The sequence below is a fragment of the Streptomyces radicis genome, from assembly GCF_003626575.1.
Lineage (GTDB): Bacteria > Actinomycetota > Actinomycetes > Streptomycetales > Streptomycetaceae > Streptomyces > Streptomyces radicis.
Genome location: NZ_RBDY01000046.1, coordinates 17777 through 38179 on the forward strand (window position 1 = coordinate 17777; position 20403 = coordinate 38179).

The 20403-nt window shown below is 72.1% G+C and carries 18 protein-coding genes; 2 read left to right on the plus strand and 16 right to left on the minus strand.

All coding sequences use genetic code 11. From position 1 onward, the window contains the following. Positions 1-40 precede the first annotated feature (40 nt). Positions 41-811 (plus strand): IclR family transcriptional regulator, encoded by a 771-nt coding sequence (locus D7318_RS31010; protein ID WP_120700583.1) that lies wholly within the window; start codon positions 41-43, stop codon positions 809-811. Between the two features lie 918 nt (positions 812-1729). On the opposite strand, the gene D7318_RS31015 is transcribed toward D7318_RS31010, so the two are convergent. The 5 genes from D7318_RS31015 to D7318_RS31035 form a co-directional block, all read right to left on the minus strand. Next, on the minus strand, positions 1730-1924 hold the full coding sequence (locus D7318_RS31015; RefSeq protein ID WP_120700584.1) for a helix-turn-helix transcriptional regulator: 195 nt from the start codon (positions 1922-1924) through the stop codon (positions 1730-1732). Continuing rightward, positions 1921-2340 (minus strand): hypothetical protein, encoded by a 420-nt coding sequence (locus D7318_RS31020; RefSeq protein WP_120700585.1) that lies wholly within the window; start codon positions 2338-2340, stop codon positions 1921-1923. The genes D7318_RS31015 and D7318_RS31020 overlap by 4 nt, the downstream gene beginning before the upstream one ends. Before the next feature lie 147 nt (positions 2341-2487). Continuing rightward, positions 2488-3915: an NCS2 family permease gene (locus D7318_RS31025; RefSeq protein ID WP_120700586.1), complete on the minus strand. Its 1428-nt coding sequence runs from the start codon at positions 3913-3915 to the stop codon at positions 2488-2490. 126 nt (positions 3916-4041) lie between these two features. Continuing rightward, a complete protein-coding gene (locus D7318_RS31030) occupies positions 4042-5244 on the minus strand; it encodes a hypothetical protein (RefSeq protein ID WP_120700587.1) in 1203 nt (400 codons plus the stop codon). After that, positions 5244-6188: a 5-dehydro-4-deoxyglucarate dehydratase gene (locus D7318_RS31035; protein WP_120700588.1), complete on the minus strand. Its 945-nt coding sequence runs from the start codon at positions 6186-6188 to the stop codon at positions 5244-5246. Before D7318_RS31035 ends, D7318_RS31030 begins: the two co-directional genes overlap by 1 nt. A gap of 114 nt (positions 6189-6302) precedes the next feature. Between D7318_RS31035 and D7318_RS31040 the strand changes: the two genes are divergently transcribed. After that, complete coding sequence (locus tag D7318_RS31040) at positions 6303-7136, plus strand: NAD-dependent epimerase/dehydratase family protein (RefSeq protein WP_120700589.1); 834 nt, start codon at positions 6303-6305, stop codon at positions 7134-7136. Between the two features lie 30 nt (positions 7137-7166). Here the strand turns inward: D7318_RS31040 and D7318_RS31045 are convergent, their stop codons facing one another. The 11 genes from D7318_RS31045 to D7318_RS31095 all read right to left on the minus strand — a co-directional run bounded on the left by D7318_RS31045 (position 7167) and on the right by D7318_RS31095 (position 19780). Continuing rightward, on the minus strand, positions 7167-8285 hold the full coding sequence (locus D7318_RS31045) for a serine hydrolase domain-containing protein (protein WP_408055563.1): 1119 nt from the start codon (positions 8283-8285) through the stop codon (positions 7167-7169). After that, positions 8276-9610 (minus strand): pectate lyase family protein, encoded by a 1335-nt coding sequence (locus D7318_RS31050; RefSeq protein WP_120700590.1) that lies wholly within the window; start codon positions 9608-9610, stop codon positions 8276-8278. Before D7318_RS31050 ends, D7318_RS31045 begins: the two co-directional genes overlap by 10 nt. Then, positions 9607-10962 carry an ABC transporter substrate-binding protein gene (locus D7318_RS31055; protein ID WP_120700591.1) on the minus strand — a complete coding sequence of 452 codons (1356 nt, stop codon included), beginning with the start codon at positions 10960-10962 and terminating at the stop codon, positions 9607-9609. Before D7318_RS31055 ends, D7318_RS31050 begins: the two co-directional genes overlap by 4 nt. Positions 10963-10999: 37 nt before the next feature. Further along, on the minus strand, positions 11000-12166 hold the full coding sequence (locus tag D7318_RS31060) for a Gfo/Idh/MocA family protein (RefSeq protein ID WP_120700592.1): 1167 nt from the start codon (positions 12164-12166) through the stop codon (positions 11000-11002). After that, entirely contained in the window at positions 12163-13020 is an 858-nt protein-coding gene (locus tag D7318_RS31065) for a carbohydrate ABC transporter permease (RefSeq protein ID WP_230424279.1), read from the minus strand. The genes D7318_RS31060 and D7318_RS31065 overlap by 4 nt, the downstream gene beginning before the upstream one ends. Continuing rightward, positions 13017-13946 (minus strand): carbohydrate ABC transporter permease, encoded by a 930-nt coding sequence (locus D7318_RS31070; protein WP_120700593.1) that lies wholly within the window; start codon positions 13944-13946, stop codon positions 13017-13019. Before D7318_RS31070 ends, D7318_RS31065 begins: the two co-directional genes overlap by 4 nt. Positions 13947-13966: 20 nt before the next feature. After that, positions 13967-15850 (minus strand): L-arabinonate dehydratase, encoded by a 1884-nt coding sequence (gene araD / locus D7318_RS31075; RefSeq protein WP_120700594.1) that lies wholly within the window; start codon positions 15848-15850, stop codon positions 13967-13969. Then, entirely contained in the window at positions 15847-16752 is a 906-nt protein-coding gene (locus tag D7318_RS31080) for a dihydrodipicolinate synthase family protein (RefSeq protein ID WP_120700595.1), read from the minus strand. Before D7318_RS31080 ends, araD begins: the two co-directional genes overlap by 4 nt. Further along, positions 16749-17435 carry a GntR family transcriptional regulator gene (locus tag D7318_RS31085; RefSeq protein ID WP_230424281.1) on the minus strand — a complete coding sequence of 229 codons (687 nt, stop codon included), beginning with the start codon at positions 17433-17435 and terminating at the stop codon, positions 16749-16751. Before D7318_RS31085 ends, D7318_RS31080 begins: the two co-directional genes overlap by 4 nt. Positions 17436-17640: 205 nt before the next feature. After that, entirely contained in the window at positions 17641-18774 is a 1134-nt protein-coding gene (locus tag D7318_RS31090; RefSeq protein WP_120700597.1) for a right-handed parallel beta-helix repeat-containing protein, read from the minus strand. 325 nt (positions 18775-19099) lie between these two features. After that, positions 19100-19780 carry a hypothetical protein gene (locus D7318_RS31095; RefSeq protein WP_147437890.1) on the minus strand — a complete coding sequence of 227 codons (681 nt, stop codon included), beginning with the start codon at positions 19778-19780 and terminating at the stop codon, positions 19100-19102. Positions 19781-20403: the final 623 nt, after the last annotated feature.

The window sequence follows — 20403 nt, forward strand, 5'->3', positions numbered from 1 at the left end:
TGTGGGACTCTATAGCGGCGCGAACAAGGGGGTCAAGGCGATGTCAGCGGGTGAGACGGGCGCTTCCCAGGTCAAGTCGGCGGTCCGCACGGTGGAGCTGCTCGAGTTCTTCGCCGGACGGCCGGGGATGCACTCGCTCGCGGATGTCCAGACGGCCCTCGGGTACCCCAAGTCCAGCCTCTACATGCTCCTTCGGACCCTGGTCGACCTGGACTGGGTGGAGACGGACGCCACCGGCACCCGGTACGGCATCGGCGTCCGGGCGCTCCTGGTGGGCACGTCCTACATCGACGGCGACGAGGTCGTCGCCGCGGCCAGGCCCACGCTCGACCGGCTCTCGGACGACACCACCGAGACGATCCACCTCGCCAGGCTCGACGGCACCAACGTGGTCTATCTCGCCACCCGCCAGTCCGAGCACTATCTGCGCCCCTTCACCCGCGTCGGGCGCCGCCTCCCCGCGCACTCGACGTCGCTCGGCAAGGCGCTGCTCGCCACCCACAGCGACGAGCGGGTGCGCGCGATGCTGCCCGAGAGGCTGGATCGGCTGACCGAGCACACCATCACCGAACGAGAGCGGCTGATCGAGGAGTTGGCGCTGGTCCGCGAGCGCGGGTACGCCATCGACCGCGAGGAGAACACGCTGGGGCTCAGCTGCTTCGGCATCGCCATCCCCTACCGCACCCCGGCCAGGGACGCCGTCAGCTGCTCGGTGCCCGTGGCCCGGCTGACCCCCGCGCACGAACAGCTCATCAAGGAGGCGCTGTTCGACGCCCGCGACCGCCTCGCCCTGGCGGCCCGCCACCTCTGAACGCCTCGCGGAGCTGCTGGTCGCGGCCGGTGGGTCGGCGCCCCGCGTGATCGTGGTCGAGCGGGGGCGGCTACGGGCTGGACGTCCTCCCGTTCGCCGTCCGCCGGGTGTCGGGTGTGGGGCGGTGCGGGTCAGGGCTGGCACCTACGGGGGAGGGGGCGCCGGGTGTGCGGCCGTCCCGGTAAACGGTCGGTCTCGTCGCTGGCCGGGACCGTTCGCCAAACGGGCGCAGGCGGATACCGGTTTGCGGGTGGCCGACTTCCGCGTGGTCGGCCGGGGTAGCGCGCACCCTTCGGGCCTGCCCTGGCCGCCGCTCTCGTCGTTCACCGCGCGCACGTTGAGCTTATGGAGCGGGCCGGTTCTTTATCCGCCGCTTACCCGGGGGCGGGGTCTCTTCTGAAACAGGGCACGTTCTGTTCAACACAAAGTGTGCGCCGTTTGAAAAGAGCATCCGCCCCGGCATAAGCCGCAGATAAGCACCGGCGCGCTACATCAGCTCGTCGGACATCAAGAATGAAAACGCCACGTGCGGCCAGGGCAGGCCCGAAGGGTGCGCGCCACCTCAGCAGACCACCGGGATAACGGCCGCCAACTACCGTTCGCGGCCGCGCCCGTTCGGCGAACGGTCCCCGCCCACGACGAGACCGACCGTTGACCGAGACGGCCGCACACCTCACGCCCCCTCCCCCGTAGGTGCCAGCCCTGACCCGCACCCACCACGAAAGACGAGGACGGCGGACGGCGAACGGGAGGACGTCCAGCCCGTAGCCGCTCCGCCTTGTCGACGGCCGTCGACCGTCGGCCGACCTGCACGCGCGCGGCCGGTCTCGACGTGCCGCCGATGGTGACGCCGAGAAAGGCGCGCCACTCCACACGAGCTGGCGCCCCAGGCGGCCACAGGACAATCCACCCGGCCCTTCATTGATCGCCGAGAAAGATGTCTTCGATCTTCAAGTCGAACAACCTGGCAAGGCGGAAGGCGAGCGGGAGACTTGGGTCGAACTTCCCCTTCTCGATCGCGTTGACCGTCTGTCGTGACACGCTGACGCGTTGGGCCAGGTCTGCCTGGGTCCAGTTGTGTTCAGCCCGAAGGTCCTTGAGGCGGTTCTTCATCGGTACCTCAGGTTGCCGACGACGATGGCCATCATGTAGATGACTCCCAGGAGCACGGGGAAGACTCCGGTGCTGGCGGCGTAGGCGATGAGGTCGGCGCCGTCAGCGACGACATAGGCGAATCCGCCGACCCACCCCACTCCGAGGGTGACCGCCAACGCATCCTGCATGATCTTTCGCTGCAACTCGTCGATTCCTCGAAGATAGCGGGCGTGCGCGACGATCCATCCGACGCCAACGGCGAGGTTGGCGGCAACCGCGACCCAGCTCGCCACCGGCTGCGATTCCCACAGGACGCTGGGGCCGAAGCGGGCCAGGGCAAGGGTCGCCGCCCACGCGAGCGTCCAGAGGGCGAGGTGAACGGATCTCTTGATCGAGTCCTGATGGCCGCCCCAGGTCGGGTTCTCCGCTTGCATGATCCGTCCTTCCCGCAGCGAGAGGTCAAGCTTCCTTGACACTGCCTGTCGTGTCAAAGCTACTTGACCTCACCGAGATGTCAAGCACCTTTGACAGTGGAAGGCTCCTCCCGTAGCCGCCCCCGCCCAAGTCGCCCGGAGGGCAGCTCAGTTCACGCCGAGCACCTGCTCGATCGGGTCGATCGCGAAGTAGATCGTGAACAGCGCCGCCGTGATCCACAGGAGCCACGGGATCTCGCGGACGCGGCCCGTGACCAGCTTGAGCAGGACGAACATGACGAAGCCCGCGCCGATGCCGTTGGTGATCGAGTAGGTGAACGGCATGACCACGATCGTTGCGAACGCCGGGATCGCCACCGTGGGATCCGTCCAGTCGACGCCCGCCACCTGCGCCATCATCAGGAAGCCGACCGCCACCAGGGCCGGGGCCGCGGCCTGGGCGGGGACGACCGCGGCCAGCGGGGAGAAGAAGAGCGCGAGGGCGAAGAGGCCACCGGTCACAAGGTTCGCGAACCCGGTGCGGGCGCCCTCACCGACGCCCGCGGCCGACTCGATGTAGGACGTGTTGGACGAGGCGGAGGCCGCGCCGCCCGCCGCCGCGGCCAGGCCGTCGACGAACAGCAGCCTGCCCAGACGCGGCACGCGCCCTCGCTCGTCGAGCAGGCCCGCCTCGCTCGTGACCGCGACGGCCGTGCCCATGGTGTCGAAGAAGTCGGTCAGGAACAGCGTGAAGATCAGCAACACCACGGTCAGGAAGCTGAGTTCGGCGAAGGCGCCGAAGAGGCTGAAGTTCCCGAGCAGCCCGAAGTCGGGGGTGGCCACCACCTCGTCGGGCGCCTCGGGCACGGCGTTGCCGCCCCACGCCTCGTCGGCGATGTCGGCCACCGCGTTGACGACGATCGCCAGCACCGTGGTCGCGACGATGGAGATCAGGATCGCGCCCTTGACGCGCCGGGCCAGCAGGGCGAACGTCAGCAGCAGCCCCACGCAGAACACCGCGATCGGCCAGCCGTGCAGCTCACCCGTGCCCGCCATGCTCAGCGGCGGGGACGGGGGCGCGACGCCCACGGTGAAGCCCGCGTTGACGAAGCCGATCAGGGCGATGAAGAGGCCGATGCCCACGCCGATGGCCTGCTTGAGCGCGTTCGGGATGGCGTGCATGACCGCCTCGCGCAGGCCCGTCGCGGACAGCGCGCACAGGATCAGGCCCTCGATGACGACGAGGCCCATCGCGTCGTCCCACGTCATGCGGGGCGCGAACTGGTAGGCCACCATCGCGTTGATGCCGAGCCCGGCGGCAAGGGCGAGGGGGAGGTTGGCGGTGATGCCCATGAGGACGGTCATCACCGCGGCCGTCAGCGCGGTCACCGTGAGCAGCTGGTCGGGGGCGAGGCGGTCGCCGTTGACATCGGTGGCGCCGGAGAGGATGGCCGGATTGAGCACCAGGATGTAGGCCATCGTGAAGAACGTGGCGAGGCCGCCGCGTATCTCGCGGCCCAGCGTGGAGCCACGCTCGGTTATGCGGAAGAAACGGTCGAGCCCTGCGGGGGGTGCGGCGCTGCGGAGCGGCGGCATGGCGGAATCCTTGCTGCATGGGGAGCGGGGACGGGGGGATTCTCCCCGTCGGCGCCGCCGCGCGGGTTTACGGCGTGTAACACGATGCCGCACCGTTACGGCCTCCCCCGGCGCCGCTCCCGCCGCCTACCCCGCCGCCAGCTTCCGCAGCGCGTCCGCGACCGCGGCCAGGTCCTCGTCGGTGGCGAGCCCCGCGTGGTACAGCCGCAGCTCGGTGGCGCCCAGCGACGCGGCGTCCGCGGCGTCGGCGGCGAGCGTCGCGGGACTGCCGCCCATCCCGGCGACCACGGGGAAGTTGGCCGCGAGGGTGGTGCGTTCGGTGGCGTGCGCGGCGAACGGGCCGAGCGCGCCGGCGCGCGCCCCGGCGCCACCCGCGCAGGGCACCACGACGCCGTCGGCGTGGGAGAGGACCGCGGCCGGGTCCATCCCGGCGTTGGCGCCGCAGCGGTGGGGCGCGGGGTCGGCGTGCAGCAGGACGCGGAACCCCTCGGGCGCGGCGGCGCGGACCGCCGCGACCGCGTCGCGCCGCAGCCGGTCGGCCACCGCGTCGCGCCAGCCCGCGACCGCGTCGGCGTGCTCGCCGAGCAGGGCGGCGATCGCGGCCCACTCCCCCGCTCGGTCGGCCGCCGCGGGGGCGGGGCGGCCCGCGAAGGCGGGGGCGAGGGCGTTCCGCACGGTGGCGAGCAGCCGCTCGGGGTCGGCGCCGTGCGCGGCGTAGCCGTCGCGGCACACGTCGCAGAAGCACAGCGACATCAGCGCGGAGCCGACGCCGCCGAGCGCGGCGCCGCCGATCTTGTCGTGCGCGTGCAGGTGGTCGAGGCCGTACCAGCCGCAGGATTCGAGCTCGGTGCCGCGCGCGCCCGGGCGCACCGCGGCCTCGGCGGCGAGCCTGACGACGTAGTCGCGCACCTCGGGCCGCGCCACGCAGGGCGCCCAGGGGTAGCGGTCGCCGTAGGCGTTGCGGACGGTGATGTCGGGGTGCTCCTCGCCGAGGCGGGTGTTGTGGGCGAGGATCACCCACGAGTGGACCTCGACGCCCGCGTCGGTCAGGGCGGCCGCGGCCTCGCCGTACGGGTCGGCGCCCGCGACCCAGCGCTGCGGGTGCGGGGCGAGGGCGGCCCCGGCCCAACGCGCCGGATCCGGCGGGTAGTAGACGGCCGCGTGGCGCGCGGTGACGACGCGGTGGCGCGGGTGGCGCGGGGTGAGGGCGCGCGTGGAGTGGTACGCGGAGGCCAACGTGGCCTGCCGCACGCCGAGATCGGCGACGCGGCGTGCGGCATCAGGGTCGCCGACCACGTCCCAGGGGTAGAGGAACGTCGCGGCGCGCATCAGGCGTTCAGCCCCTTGGCGCCGACCAGCGCGAGGCCCTTGTCGAGCAGCGCGGCCAGTTCCTCGACATGCGCGGGCTCGGGGTCGGCGAGGGGGGCGCGCACGCCGCCGACGTCGAGTCCGCGCAGCCGCACGCCCGCCTTGACGAGGGAGACGGCGTAGCCCGCGCCGCGGTCGCGCAGCTCGACGAGGGGCCGGTAGAAGCCGTCGAGCAGGCGCTCCACGGTCGGGCGGTCGTCGGCGTTCACGGCCGTGTGGAAGGCGAGGGCGATCTCGGGGGCGAAGCAGAAGACGGCCGATGAGTAGAGGTCGACGCCCAGGCCGCGGTAGGCGGGGGCGCTGAGCTCGGCGGTGGGCATGCCGTTGAAGTACCGGAACGGCTCCTCGGGGGCCTCGGCGCGCACGGCGGAGACGGTGCGCTGGAGCAGGGCCAGGTCGCCGAGGCCGTCCTTGAGGCCCACGATGCCGGGGGTCCTGGCCAGCTCGACCACCCCTGAGGGGGTGAACACGGCGTTGTCGCGCTGATAGACGATGATCTCGAGGCGGGTGGCGGCGGCCAGCTCGGTGTAGTGGCGGAGCAGGCCGCGTCCGCCCGCGTTGACCAGGTAGGGCGGCATGGCCAGCAGGCCGTCGGCGCCCACCGACTCGGCGATGGCGGCGAACTCGACGGCCAGCGCGGTGCCGTAGCCGGTGGCGGCGACGACGGGGACGGCGCCCGCGGCCTCCTCGACGGCCACCGCGACGCAACGGCGGAACTCCTCGGGGGTCAGGGCGTGGAACTCGCCGGTGCCGCAGCAGGCGAAGACCGCACGGGCGCCCGCGTCGATCCCCGCCCGCACATGGGCGCGGTAGGCGTCGAGGGCGAGCGAGCCGTCGGGGCCGCAGGCGGTGACGGGGAAGAACAGCAGGCCGTCGAGTCGCGGGGCGAGTGCGGCGTGGGTCATGCGTCCCTCTCTCGGCCGTACACGAGTATGATTGTCGTCCATATAGCTGAACGGATACGCTAGTTCAGCCGCGAAGAACCGGTCAAGTTGTCCCGGACACGGAGAGGTGGCCCCATGGTCACGAGTGAGCCCGCTCGGCCCGCCGGTGAACGGACGGTGCTGCTCACCGGCGCCGCGGGAGGCGTCGGCACGTTGATGCGCGAGCTGCTGCCCGCCCACGGGTACCGGCTGCGGCTGCTTGACATGGTGCCCATCGAGGGCGCCCCCGACGCGGTCACCGCGGACCTCGGCGACCGGGACGCGCTGCGCGCGGCGGTGCGCGGCTGCGACGCCGTCCTGCACCTCGCGGGGATCTCGCTCGAGTCGACGTTCGACAAGATCCTGCGGGCCAACATCGAGGGCACGTACAACCTCTACGAGGCGGCGCGCCTTGAGGGCGTCGGGCGGATCGTGTTCGCGTCGAGCAACCACGCCGTCGGGTACACCGCGTGGCCCGCGGCCGGTGAGCCGCCGGTCCCGGCGGGGACGCGGCACCGGCCCGACACGTTCTACGGTCTCTCCAAGTGCTTCGGCGAGGACCTGGCCCAGCTGTACTGGGACAAGCACGGCATCGAAACGGTCTCGGTCCGCATCGGCTCGTGCTTCCCCGAGCCCAGGAACGTTCGGATGCTGTCGCTGTGGCTGAGCCCCGCCGACGGCGCCCGGCTGTTCGACGCGGCGCTGACGGCCGAGAACGTCGGGCACGCGATCGTCTTCGGCGCCTCCGCCAACACGCGCGGCGTCTTCGACCTCGCCACGGCCAGGGCCATCGGCTACGCGCCGCGGGACGACTCCGAGGCGTTCGCGGACAAGCTGATCGCCGAGGAGGGCGAGCGCGACGCGTCCCTGCCCGAGCACCAACACCTGGGCGGCGCGTTCATCACCGACCCGCCCATCTGGCCGCACTGACGCCGGGGCGTACGCCGGGGCGCGCGCGGGTCAGCGCCCCCGGCGCGCCCGGCGCCCTTGACGCGCCAGCGCGCACGCCCGCGCCACCGTGGCGAGGCGCTCCGCGTCCTGGCCCGCGCCGCCGGGCGAGGGGAAGCGGCGGCGCGCGTAGCCGAACGCCAGCCCGGCGCGCGGATCGGCGAACGCCATGGAGCCGCCCGCCCCGTCGTGCCCGAACGCGCCCGCGCCGAGGAACGGCCAGCCCACCATGAAGCCCAGGCCATGGACGCGGTGCGTGCCGAGCACCAGGTCGTGCCCGGCCGACGACACAAGCGCGCACTCGGCCAGCGTCGCCCCCGTGCACAGCCCGCCGATGACGGCCGCGTAGAGCCCGGCCAGGCCGCGCGCCGAGGCGACGCCGCCGACCGAGGCGGGGCCGCCCGCGCGGATGACGCGGAGGTTCGGCAGCTCGGCCAGCTCGGGCATGCCGGGGTGATGGCGGTTGCCCGCGATGCCCGCGAGGCCGTCGCGCGGCCCCTGCGGCGGCGGGTCGAGCGGGGGCAGCACCGGCAGCACGCGGTGCTCCTCCCCCTCGGGCAGCCCGAGGAAGAAGTCGAGGCCGAACGGGCGGCGCAGGCGCCGCTCGTACTCCTCCTGGAGCGTGTGGCCCGTCACGCGCCGCACGACCTCGCCCGCGAGCGCGCCGACGCTCAGCGCGTGGTAGCCCAACGCCGCGCCCGGGCGCCAGTACGGGCGGTGCCCCGCGATCCGCGCGGCCGCCGCCCGGTCGTCGGCCACCTCATCGAGTGTCAGCCCCTCGTCGGTGCCCAGCGCCCCGACGCGGTGGCCGAGCAGGTCGCGCACGGTCGCCGCGCCCTTGCCCTCGACGGCGAACTCCGGCCAGTAGAACGCCACTTCGCGGTCGAGGTCGAGGGCGCCCTGCTGGACGAGCAGCGCCACCACCGCGAAGGCCGCCCCCTTGGTGGAGGAGAACACGCCCATGAGCGAGTCCCCCTCCACCCCGGGCCCGCGCCACAGGTCGGCCACCGGCTCGCCGTCCACATGGACGGCGAGCTGGGCGCCCTCCTCGTGCCCCACCGCCGCGAACTCCACGCGCAGGGCCTCGAATCCGGGCGCGGTCGTGCCGTGCACGGCGGGCGTCACCGCCACAGCCGCTCCCCCGCACCCGCGTGCGCCCGCACCAGCGCCGGGACCAGCAGGGGGTGGTCGACGCGCGGGCGCAGCTCGGGGGTCCAGCCGACGTCGTCCCCGAGGGCGGCGTCCGGGTTGGCCGCGTTGTAGGCGCCCAGCAGGTCCACGGGGCGGCCGTTGACCCAGTTGCCGCCCTCGGTCACCGAGGTGCCGGGCGTCCAGCGGTGCAGCACGCGGTCGGGGGTCGTGCCCTCGGGGCCCCGGGGCAGGGTGAACGCGTTGTGCTCGGCGACCAGCGCGGACTCGATGCCGATGCCCCAGCTGTAGCCGTAGCGGGCGCCCCGGTCCTGCCTGAAGTGGTTGTTGTAGACGTCCACCTGGCCGTAACGGACGCGGGGCGCACGCTCGTTGACGTTGTGGAACAGGTTGTGGTGGAACGTCGTCCGCAGCCTGCCGCGGTCGTCCGCGGACGCGCCGTCGCTGTTGCCGAGCAGGATCGTCTTGTCGTGCTCGGTGAACTCGTTCCAGCTGACCGTGACGAGGTCCGTGCCGCGCACGATGTCGAGTTGGCCGTCGTGCTGCTGGAACAGCCGCCCGAAGTACTCGGGTTGGTCGGCGTCGGGGCGGCGCCCGTCGGTGAACGTGTTGTGGTCCACCCACACCCGCTCGGCGCCGTACAGCACGAGGCTGTCGTACTCGGAGTTCCAGTTGCCCGTGTCGCCGTCGGTCGGGTCCCACTGCGGGAAGCAGTCGAAGGTGTCCTCGAACGTGAGGTTGCGCACGATGACGTTCTCCACGCCCCGCACGTCGAGCGTGGCGCCCAGCAGGCGGGCGTCGTCGCCCACGCCGATGAGGGTGGTGTGCGAGCCGATCGGCAGCAGGACCCGTTCGGCCTGGCGCGCGGCCGAGGCCACGCGGGCGTCCTCCAGCGGGCCCGAGGGCTCGACGTCGCCCCATACGTCGGGGTCGTAGGCGGCCAGGTAGGCGTCCAGGCTGTAGCCGTCGGTCGCGTAGTCGTCGCACGTCAACGGGGTGCCATCGGGCGCGGTGTTGGCGTCGATCGCCCCGGTGACCCGGATGATCCGGGGCTCGCCCGGGTCGTCGGCCAGCGCCTCGGCCAGCTCGGCGCGCGTGGCGACGGTGTACACGTGGTCGCGGTCGGCGGCCGAGCCTCCGGTGACGCCGCCCGCCGCCGAGCCCCAGCCGTCGCCCTCGGGGAGGACGGCCCGCGCCGGGTCGTGCGCCCCGTGGCGCTCTGCGGCCACGCCGGGCACCGGCGCGGCCAGCGCGCACACCAGCGCGAGTGCGATCCCCGCGCCCCCCGCCGTCGCGGCCCGCCTCACCGCCGCTGCTCCTGCCACTCGGCCTGCGCCTCGTCGAGCCGCTCGGCGAGGTCGTCGGCGAACTCCTGGGCGCTCATCTCACCGAGCAGCAGGCGCTGGAAGTTGGGCTCGGTGTCGGCCTTGGAGATGTTGTTCCAGTCGGGCAGGTGGTAGGGCAGGTCGACGATCGTGGTGTTCTCGTCGCTGAGCGCCTCGACCGCGGCCCGGGTGGGCGGCGCCTCGGCGATCCACGGGTCCTCAAGGGCCTGGAGGTTGCTGGGGATCTGCCCGGCCGACTCGTTCCACCGGCTGTTCATCTCGTGCGACACGGCGAACTCGATGAACCTCCAGGCCGCCTCCTTGTTGTCGCTCGAGCGGAACAGGCCGAGGCCGTCCACCGGGTTGGAGACGAACGTGTGCGGGCCGCCCTCCTCCGATGTCGGCATCGGCAGGCCCGCCACCCCGTCCTCGCCGAAGGCCGCGACATGGTCGGCGTAGGAGCCGAGGTTGTGCTGGAGCATGCCGACCTCGCCGCCGGTGAAGGTGGCGACCATGTTGGTGAAGTCGTTGTTGAGGTCGGCCTCGGGGGTCACGGTGTTGTAGAGGTCGACATAGTTCCGCAACGCCTCGACGTTCGCCGGGTCGTTGACGGTGGTGGTGTCGCCGTCCCAGAAGGAGTCGATGCCGGACTGCGCGTACATCATGTCGAGCGCCTGCGCGATCGAGCCCTCGCCGCCGCGCAGGGTGAAGCCGAAGCGGTTGGCGCCGCGGTCGGTCAGCTCGTCGGCCGCGGCGAAGAACGCGTCCCAGGTGGCGGGCGGTCGGAGCCCGGCCGCGTCGAACAGGTCGGTGCGGTACCAGAGCACGCCCTGGTTCGCCGAGGTCGGCACCTGGTAGACCTCGTCGCCCTCGCCGACGGTGGTGCGGATGCTCTCGAGCATGTTGGGCATCAGGGTCTCCTCGAGGCCGCTCTCGGCGAGCCGGTCGGTGACCGGGTCGAGCGCGCCCTGGGCGACCAGGTTGGAGAGATAGGCGGTGGAGAGGCCGCCGACGTCGGGCAGGCCCTCGCCGCCCTGGATCGCGGCGTCGTACTTGGACTGCACCTCCGAGATCGGGACGCCGACGTACTCGACGTCGATGTCGGGGTTCTCGGCCTCGAACGCCTCGATGATCTCGTTCCAGATGTCGGTGCGCGGACCGCCGTTGTTGTCCCAGAACGTGATGGTGCCCGTGCCGTCGCCCTCGCCGCCCGACGACGTCCCGTCGTCGCCGCACGCGGTGGCGGTGGCGGCCAGGGTCAACGCGGTCAGGACGGCGGCGGCTCCGCGCGCCAGGGTTCTCCGTGGGGTGCGGCGTGGGATGCGACTGCTCATGCTGCGGCTCCTCGATGAGGGTGGGTGGGTCAGGGGGTCAGGTGTCGTGCGGCGGCGGCGCGGGGTAGCGGGCCCAGGGCGCGCCGAGTTCGGAGTAGAGCGCCAGGCGGCGGGCGCCCTCGTCGGTCAGGGCGTCGATGCCGGGGATCACCCGGCGAGGGCCGCGCGGCCCCTCCGCCACCGTCCAGGCGCCGCACGGGAGTTCGGCGGGCTCGGGCGCGGTGCGCACCGTCTCGACGAGCCGCGTGAACGCGCCCGTGCGCTCCAACGGCACCAGCAGCGGCGCGCCCTCGCGGAGGTGGGCGACCAGGTTGGCCAGCAGGTCGGTGCGGCCGTAGCGGCTGGTCAGCGTCGGCAGCCCCGGGCGTTCGAGATCCACGCGGTCGGCCTTGTACCAGAGGGTCAGGCGCCCGGCGTCGCCGTGCACCACCACATAGGGCTCGCCGTCGCGTTCGGCGCACAGGGTCACCGCGGCGGTGATCTCGCCGCCCGCGGTGGTGCGGATGCGGGCGCAGGACGTGTCGTCGGCGGCGATGTCGTTCGCCCGGTACAGCTCGACGTCGACCGACGCGATCTGCTCGGCCCGGTCCGAGCCCTCGATGCGCAGGGCGGTGGCGACGGCGTGCGCCAGGGGGTTGGTCAGCACGCCGTCCACCACGTCGCGCCCGCCCAGGCTGCGGTGCCCGCCCCAGGGCGCGCGCCGCCAGTACGCCTCGTCGCGCACCCACGCGCCCGCGGCGCCGATGCCGCGCACCGCGCCGATCGCGCCCGCGGCGACCTGCTCGCGGATGGCGTCGACGGCGGCGGAGCCGAGCGACTGGAACCCGATCTGGCAGGCGATCCCGGCGGCGGCGACATCCCGCGCCAGCCGGTCGAACGCGGCGGCCGAAGGCGTCGGCGGCTTCTCGAGCAGCAGGTGCGCGCCGCGCGCGGCCACGACCGCGCCGAGCTCGCCATGGGTGTGGATCGGGGTGCAGACGACGACGATCTCGGCCCCGGTGCGGTCGAGCAGCTCCCCGAGGTCGGGTGACTGCTCGGGGACGGTGCCGAGCCCGGCCAGCTCCTCGTCGGTGAGCGGCCCGAGCTCGCAGATCCCGGCGAGCCTGACCAGGCCCTCGTCGGCGAGCCTGCGGATGTTGGCCAGGTGCCAGCGGCCGTGGCCGCGCGCCCCGGCGAGGACCACGGGGACGGCGTGCGCGTTCATCCCTTCACCGCGCCCGCGCTGAAGCCGGTGATCAGCCACTTCTGGATGAAGGCGAAGACAATGACCACGGGCACGGCCGCCACGACGCCGCCCGCCGCGAGGGCGCCGAGGTCGACGCTGTCGGAGCCGATCAGCGTGTTGAGGCCGACGGGGATGGTCTGCTTGTCCTGGGCGTTGAGGAACATCAGGGCGAACAGGAAGTGGTTCCAGCTGTGCACGAACGCAAAGGATCCGACCGCGATCAGTCCTGGTCGCAGCAGTGGCAGCACGATCGCGAGGAACGCCCGCAGCCGTGAGCAGCCGTCCACCCACGCCTGTTCCTCGAGCGAGACGGGGACGTTCCTGATGAACCCGCTGATCAGGATCATCGAGAGCGGCAGCTGGAAGACCGTCTCGGCGATGATCACGCTCCACAGCGAGTTGAGCATCCGCAGCTCGCGGAAGATCTCGAAGAGCGGCACCAGCATGAGCGCGCCAGGGATGAACTGCGAGGTCAGCAGCGCCAGCATGAACGGCATCCGCAGCTTGAACCGGAAGCGGGCCAGCGCGTAGCCGCCGGTGAGCGCGACGAGCATCGTCATGAGCATGGAGGCGATGCCGACGTAGAGGCTGTTGACGAAGTAGGTGTCGAAGCTGCGCTCGGTCCACACCTTCTCGAAGTGCTGGCCCGTGATCGGCCAGGGCACGAGCGAGTCGGAGCCCGGCTCGCGGAAGGCGAAGAGCAGCATCCAGTAGAACGGGATGAGCGTGAACAGCAGGTAGAGGCCGAGCGGCAGGTAGATCTGCCAGCGGGGCGGCTGGTCGTGCGAGCGCCCGGGGCGGGGAGCGCGGCGGGGCAGGGCGAGGGTGGTCACTTGTCGTCGCCTCCGAACTTGCTCAGGCGCAGATAGAGGATCGAGCAGAAGAGGAGGATGACGAAGGCCACCGTGGTCAGCGCGGCGGCATAACCGAACTCGTTTCCTTCGATACCGGTCTGCGCGACATAGAGCGGAAGGGTCGTGGTCACGCCCGCGGGGCCGCCGTTGGTGAGGGTGTAGAGCAGGTCGACGTTGTTGAACTCCCACACCGCGCGCAGCAGCGTGGACAGCACGATCGCGTCCTTCAGGTGGGGCAGCGTGATGTGCCAGAACTGCCGCAGGCGGCCCGCGCCGTCCACCGACGCCGCCTCGTAGAGGTCCTTCGAGACGGACTGGAGGTCGGCGAGGATGAGGATCGCGAAAAACGGGACGCCACGCCAGAGTTCGGCCAGCACCGCCCCCCAGAACACCGTGCCGGTGTCGGCGAGTACCGAGGTGCCGTACTCCCCGATCCCGGCGTCGGCCAGGTAGCGGCTGACGCCGGTCGAGGGGTTGTAGATCAGCAGCCAGATCGTGCTGGTCAGCACCCCTGAGACGGCCCAGGGCGAGAAGACCAGGGCGCGGGCCAGGCCGCGGCCTATGAACGTCTGGTTGATCAGCAGCGCCAGGATCAGGCCGAAGATCAGTTGCAGTCCGACCTCGACCACGACCCAGCGGGCGCTGAACGCCAGCGTGTCCCAGAAGAAGGGGTCATCGGTCAGGATCTGCCGGAAGTTGTCGAGTCCGGCGAACCCGTTCCGCCACGGCTTGGTGACGTTGTAGTCCTGAAGGCTGTAGTAGAGGACGCTGAGCATCGGGTAGGCGATGAAGCCAAGCATCAGCAGCCCGGCGGGCGCGAGCAGCAGGTAGGGAAGGGAGCGTGGGGTGCTCCCGCCTCGGCGGCGCCGCGGGGGCCTGGTCCGTTCCTTCACGGCGTCGGCCATGGACGCTTCTCCGTTCTGGGTCAGCCCGCGTGGGGCTCGGGGACATCTCCCTCGCGGGAGAGGAACGCGAAGTCGCAGCCGGTGTCGGCCTGCGTGATGTGCTCCTCGTACAGGGCGCCGTAGCCGCGCCCGTAACGCCGGGGCGGCGGCTGCCAGGCGGCGCGGCGGCGTGCCAACTCGGCGTCGTCCACGTGGAGATGGAGCGTCCTGGCGGCGACGTCGAGGGTGATCGGGTCGCCGTTCTCGACGAGCGCGAGAGGGCCGCCGATGTGTGACTCGGGCGCGATGTGCAGCACGCACGCGCCATAGCTGGTGCCGCTCATCCGGGCGTCGGAGAGGCGGACCATGTCGCTGACGCCCTGCTTGAGCAGGTGGTCGGGGATGGGCAGCATGCCGTACTCGGGCATGCCGGGCCCGCCGAGCGGCCCCGAGCCGCGCAGCACCAGGACGCTGTCGGCGGTGATGCCGAGGCCCGGGTCGTTGATGGTGGCCTGCATCGTCCGGTAGTCGTCGAAGACGACGGCGGGGCCCGTGTGCCGGTGGAGGTGGGGCTCTGCGGAGATGTGCTTGATGACCGCGCCGTCGGGCGCGAGGTTGCCGCGCAGGACGGCCAGCCCGCCCTGCTCGGCCACCGGGTTGTCCAACGCCCTGATCACCTCAACGTCGTGGACCCCGGCGCCGTCGAGCTGCTCGCGCAGCGTGGCGTGGGCGACGGTGGGGCGCTCGAGGTGCAGCAGCCCGGCCTCGGCGAGGCGGGTCAGCAGCCCGGGCAGGCCACCGGCGTAGTGGAAGTCCTCCATCAGGAACCGGCCGCCCGGCCTGATGTCCGCCAGCACCGGCACGTCGCGCGCGATGCGGTCGAAGTCGTCGAGGGAGAGCGGGATGTGGGAGCGCCCGGCCATCGCGACGAGGTGGATGACGGCGTTGGTCGAGCCGCCGAGCGCGAGCACGGTGGCGATCGCGTCCTGGTACGCCTCGCGCGTGAGGAAGCGGGAGAGCGGCAGGTCGGCCCTGACCAGCTCGACCGCGCGGATCCCCGCGGCGGCGGCCATGCGGCTGTGCCCCGAGTCCACGGCGGGGATGGCGGCGGCGCCCGGCATGGTCACGCCGAGCACCTCGGCGGCCGATGCCATGGTCGAGGCGGTGCCCATGGTCATGCAGGTCCCGGGCGACCGCGCCAGACCGCACTCCAGTTCGGCCAGCTCGCGGTCGCCGATGCGCCCGGCCCGCTTCTCGTCCCAGTACTTCCACATGTCCGTGCCCGAGCCCAGCGTCTCGCCGCGCCAGTGCCCGCGCAGCATCGGCCCGGCCGGGACGAACACCGCGGGAACGTCCACGCTGGCCGCGCCCATCAGCAGCGCGGGCGTCGTCTTGTCGCACCCGCCCATCAGCACCGCGCCGTCCACGGGGTAGGAGCGCAGCACCTCCTCGGTCTCCATCGCCAGGAGGTTGCGGTAGAGCATGGGCGTGGGCTTCTGGAACGTCTCCGACAGCGTCGCCACGGGGAACTCGAGCGGGAACCCGCCCGCCTGCCACACCCCCCGCTTGACCGCCTCGGCGCGCTCGCGCAGGTGCTGGTGGCAGGGGTTGATGTCCGACCAGGTGTTGAGGATCGCGATGACGGGCTTGCCCAGGTGCTCCTCCGGCAGGAACCCGAGCTGCCGCGTCCGCGCCCGATGGCTGAACGACCGCAGCCCCTCGGTCTCGTACCACTGAGCGCTACGGAGGGGGCGTTGCCTCTCACCGGGCCCGGGACCTTCGGCACGACCGATGTCGGCGCGCCCCGCATCGGCAAGGCCCGCATCGGCGCGCGGCTCCCCGGCCTCGGACCCGGCGGCCTCGGACCCCGCGGCCCGTCCGGTGGAGAGCTTTCGCGGCGAAGCCACAGCGGCAGCGTCCCTCATATGGACCACCCCCGGACGATCTCGGCGACCACCGCGCGCCGCTCCTCCGGCAGGACACTGCTCGGGGGACGGACCGCCCGGCCGCACAGGCCGAGGGCGGCCAGGGCCTCCTTGACGACGCTCACGTTGTTGGCCGACCCGTGCTCCGCGCGCAGCTCCTCGAAGACCCGGATGGACTCCCACACCCGCATCGCCGCCGGATGGTCACCGGCGTGGAGCGCGTCGAGCATGTCCGTGGACACCCGGGGCGCCACGTTGACCAGGCCCGACGTGAAACCGGTGGCCCCGCACGCGAAGAACGGCGGCGCGGACAGCTCCGCCAGACCCGCCACCCACACGAAGCGCTCCAGGCCCGCTTGACGCGCAACGGTCGCGAACCGCACCGGATCGGGCACCGCGTATTTCACCCCGATCACATTCGGGCACAACTCGCCCAGGCGCGCGATCGTCGCGCCATCGATCGCGGCACCCCGCACATACGGCACCACGCCGAGCTCGGGAACCGCCTCCGCGATCGCCCGGTGGTACGCCACCCAGCCATCGAGCGACACATACGGGTGCACCGGCTGGTGGACCATCACCATCCCCGCGCCCAGCTCCCGCGCCTGCCTGGCCTCGGCGACCGCCGTGGGCACGTCGAGCCCCACGCCCACGATCACCTCGGCCGCTCCCCCGGCCTCCGCGACGGTCAACTCCACCTCGGCACGCCGCTCTTCGGCGGTGAGGGAGTAGAACTCGCTGGTGTTCCCGTTGGGCGTGATCGCCCGCACGCCCCCGTCGACAAGTCGACGGATCAGCGCCCTGAACGTGTCGTGCTCCAGCCGGTCCGCCTCGTCGAACGGGCTCACCGTGATGGCCACCACCCCGGCGAGCGCGGCACGTCGTCCGGTGAAGTCGGTCATGCCGTCTCCCCGTCCTGGTTCGGGCCGTCCTGGTTCGGGAAGGCCCGTCGCACGAAGCCCTCGATGTGCTCGCGCAGCAGCGCAGCCGCCGCGTCCGCCTCGCCCTCCTCGGCGCGGGCCAGGATCGCCCGGTGCTCGGCCGCCTCCCGCTCCCACGTCGGCCTGGCCTGCCACGCCACCGACGACACAAGCGCCGCCTGGTCACGCAGGTCGTCCAGCATCCGGGCCAGCAGCGGATTGCCGCACGGCAGGTAGAGCGCGCGGTGGAAGTCCCGGTTGGCCAGGGAGCGTTCGGCGCTGTCCCCGGCGGTGGCCGCGCGTTCGAGCGCCTGGTGCGCGGCGGCCAGATCGGCCTCGCCCGCCACCGTGCGGCGCAGCGCCTCCGGCTCGAGCAGCAGCCGGACGTCGTAGACCGAACGCGCCATCGCCGCGTCGACGGTGCGCACCGCGGCGCCCTTGTACTCGCTCATCACCACCAGGCCGCGCCCGGCCAGCGTCTTGAGCGCCTCCCTGACCGGTGTCTTGGACACCCCGAACCGCGCCGCCAGCTCCGTCTCCACCAGGGCGGTGCCGGGCGCGAGTTGGCCGGTGAGGATCACATGGGTCAGGTGCTCGAGGACGAACTGCGTCCTCGACGGGATCGGCACAGGCGCGGCGCCTGCGGACAGGGGTGCGTTCTTCAAAGGGCTGCCCTCGGGTCTCACTTCGCGTATCGCGTATCGCATACCGCGTCTCGTATATGAGATATGGCGTACGAGGCGCGGTGCCGACGAAGCTAGGCGGCGCTCAGCTTCACGTCAACGGTTCGGACAGGATTGGCCGCCAAGACCGTGGGAGCGCGCCCATTCCCCGGCGCGGGTGTGCGCCGGGGAATGGCCGCGGGGTGGCTCAACTACAGGTGTCGCGGCTGGAGTTGTTCAGCGTGAGGTTGCGGTAGACCACGTTGGTGCCACATGGGCTCTCACGGATCGACGAGTTGGTCACCGTGAGGTTCTGGAGCGTGATGTCCCGGTTGTTCGGGAACTCGCTCCGCGCCGCCAGCCTGATCTCGCCGCCGCCGCTGACCGTGCCGCTCTGCGCGGCGAGGTTCACGTTGTAGCAGTTCTCGATGAGGATGGCGTTATTGCCCGTGTTGGACAGGGTGATCCGGTCGATCACCGCGCCGCCGCTCTCCGAGACGCAGAAGATGCCGCGCCCGCCGCCCCTGGCGATGACCTCGCCGACGCGGATGTTGGTGGGGTAGCTGTCGCCGACACGGCCGTTGCGATTCGCCATCCGGAACGCCGCGTAGCCCGTCCCCTCCCCGGTGCCCTCGCCGTCCACGCGCTGGACGGTGGCGTTGATCGTGTCGTTGAGCAGCAGCCCCGAATAGGCGGTGTCGCGGGCCGTGACCGTGCCGATGGTCAGGCCGTCCACGCCATAGGTCTCGACGCCGTGGTTGTCGGTGCCCGAGACATAGACGTTGTCGATGCGAACGTCACGGGTGCGAACGTCGCGATTGGCGTGGTTGTCGATGCGGATGCCGAGGCCGCCCGAGAGCCTGAGGTCGATCTGGCCCAGGCGGACGTCGGTGGCGTTGCGGACGAAGATCCCGAAGTAGGGGGCGCCCGTCATGGTGAGGTTCTGGATCTCGACGGCGGTGGTGTTCTGGGTGCGGATCGGGGCGTGGTTGGCGCCCACCGAGCCCGCGACATCGACCGTGCCGCAGAAGTCGAGAACGGTGTAACTGGGCACGTCCAACGACCTGTTGGCGGGCATCTCGCCGCTGCCTCGCACGACGACGCGGGCCTTGGACGTGCGGCCCGCGGGCAGGCTGTCGACGGCGGCCCGCACGGCGGACAGCATGTCGCTGCCCGAATAGCCGGGCCCGCTCCAGACGTTGCCGTTGCGCACGGCCTCCGCCTGGTACGAGCCGCCGCCGCAGTCCTGCGCGGCGGCGGGCGTGGCACCGGCCGAGCCGGTGAGCGTCGCCGCCGTGACCAAGGCGACGACTCCGGAGAGAAGTGCGGCTCTGCGTCCCATCGTTCGCTCCTGAGGGTGGGGGAATCGAGGACGACGCGCCGCCTTGGTGCGGGGGGCCACCTGCATGAATCGATTCACTCGCCGGGCCGCCCGTTGCCCTCGGCAAAAGGATCCATGGGAGATCGCGCGCTGGACGGAGCGACGGCGCGTCTGCTGAAAGCGCTTGCGATCACCCGGAGTATCGCAATGCCTCCAAGGGGCGTCAAGGGTGCGGACGTTGATCGGTGCGTCGAACGGTGGGGGGCGGGTGGTGGGGCTGTGGCGCGTTCGGGGGTGGGGCGTTCGGTGGTGGGCCGGGGGGCGCGTTCGGTGGCGCGCCGAACGCTCAGAGCGCCGTCGCCCGGCCCGCCGGGTCGCCCGAGCCTGACCGGTGCCCCGTGGCGAGGGCCGCGTCCAGGAGCCTGGCGGCCTCGGTGAGGCCGGGGAACGGGTCCTCCCCGTCGTCCTCGCCCCGCGCGGGTCGCGGGCAACGGTTCGCTCTGAACCACTCCTGCGCGGCCACCTGGTCGCCCGGCGCCTCGTCGAGCCAGCCGCAGTGCGCGGTGCGGCGGAGGGCGCTGTCCGCCACGATCAGCCGACGGGGCGCGCGGCCGAGCGCGGCGCGTGGCAGGTCGCGCAGCCGCTCGGCTCGTTCGGCCAGCTCGGCGCAGCGCCTGAACTGCTCCCTGACCTGCACGGCCGTGCGCACGCTGTCCATGTAGGCGCCGCCCCAGCCGGTCTGCGCGAAGAGGGCGAGGGGGCCGAACACCAAGTGGTACGTGACGGCATAGGAGTTGGCGCCGTGGCCCGCGTGGCAGACGGCCATGTAGTCCTCACCCGGCCCGGCGAGGGCCTCGTCCACGGGATGCCGGTCGAACATGTACATCGCCATCGGGTCGATGCCCCGTGTCGCGAACGCCCAGGGCCGCAACTGCCGTACGTCCCCGCGCAGTTCGTCGGGCACCGGCGGAACCCCGAGCCCCGTCTGCTCGAAGACCCGCATCATCTCCGCTGCCCCATCGCTCATGCCCGGTGCCCCCTGCTCTCTGTCACCATCGACGTCGCGACATCGTGGCACAAGGGAAGCCCTTGCCGTGCGCGGCACGGCGGTGGGTGGGGGTTTGCACGGATGTGGGGTCCTGGGGCGGCTACGGGCTGGACGTCCTCCCGTTCGTCGTCCGCCGAGTGTCGGGTGGGGGGCGGTGCGGGTTACCGAGCGGCACCTACGGGAGGGAGGGTGGTGGGTGGCGGTCGTCCCGGTCACCGGTCGGCTTGTGGATGTCTGGGGCCGTTCGCCGAACGGGCGCGGCCGCGAAGGGTTTGCGGGCGGCCGTTCTCCCGGTGGTCGGTTGCGGTGGCGCGCACCCTTCGGGCCTGCCCTGGCCGCCCGAAGCGTTTTCATTCCTGATGTCCGTTGAGCTTATGGAGCATGCCGTCTCGGCGGTGCGGCGCTTACCTGGGCTTTATGCCGGGGCGGGTGCTCTTTTGAAACGGCGCACACTTTGTGTTGAACAGAACGTGCCGCGTTTCAGGAGAGACCCCGACCCCGGGTAAGAGGCAGATAAGGACCGGCCCGCTACATCAGCTCAACGTGCGCGCGGTGAACGACGAGAGCGGCGGCCAGGGCAGGCCCGAAGGGTGCGCGCCACC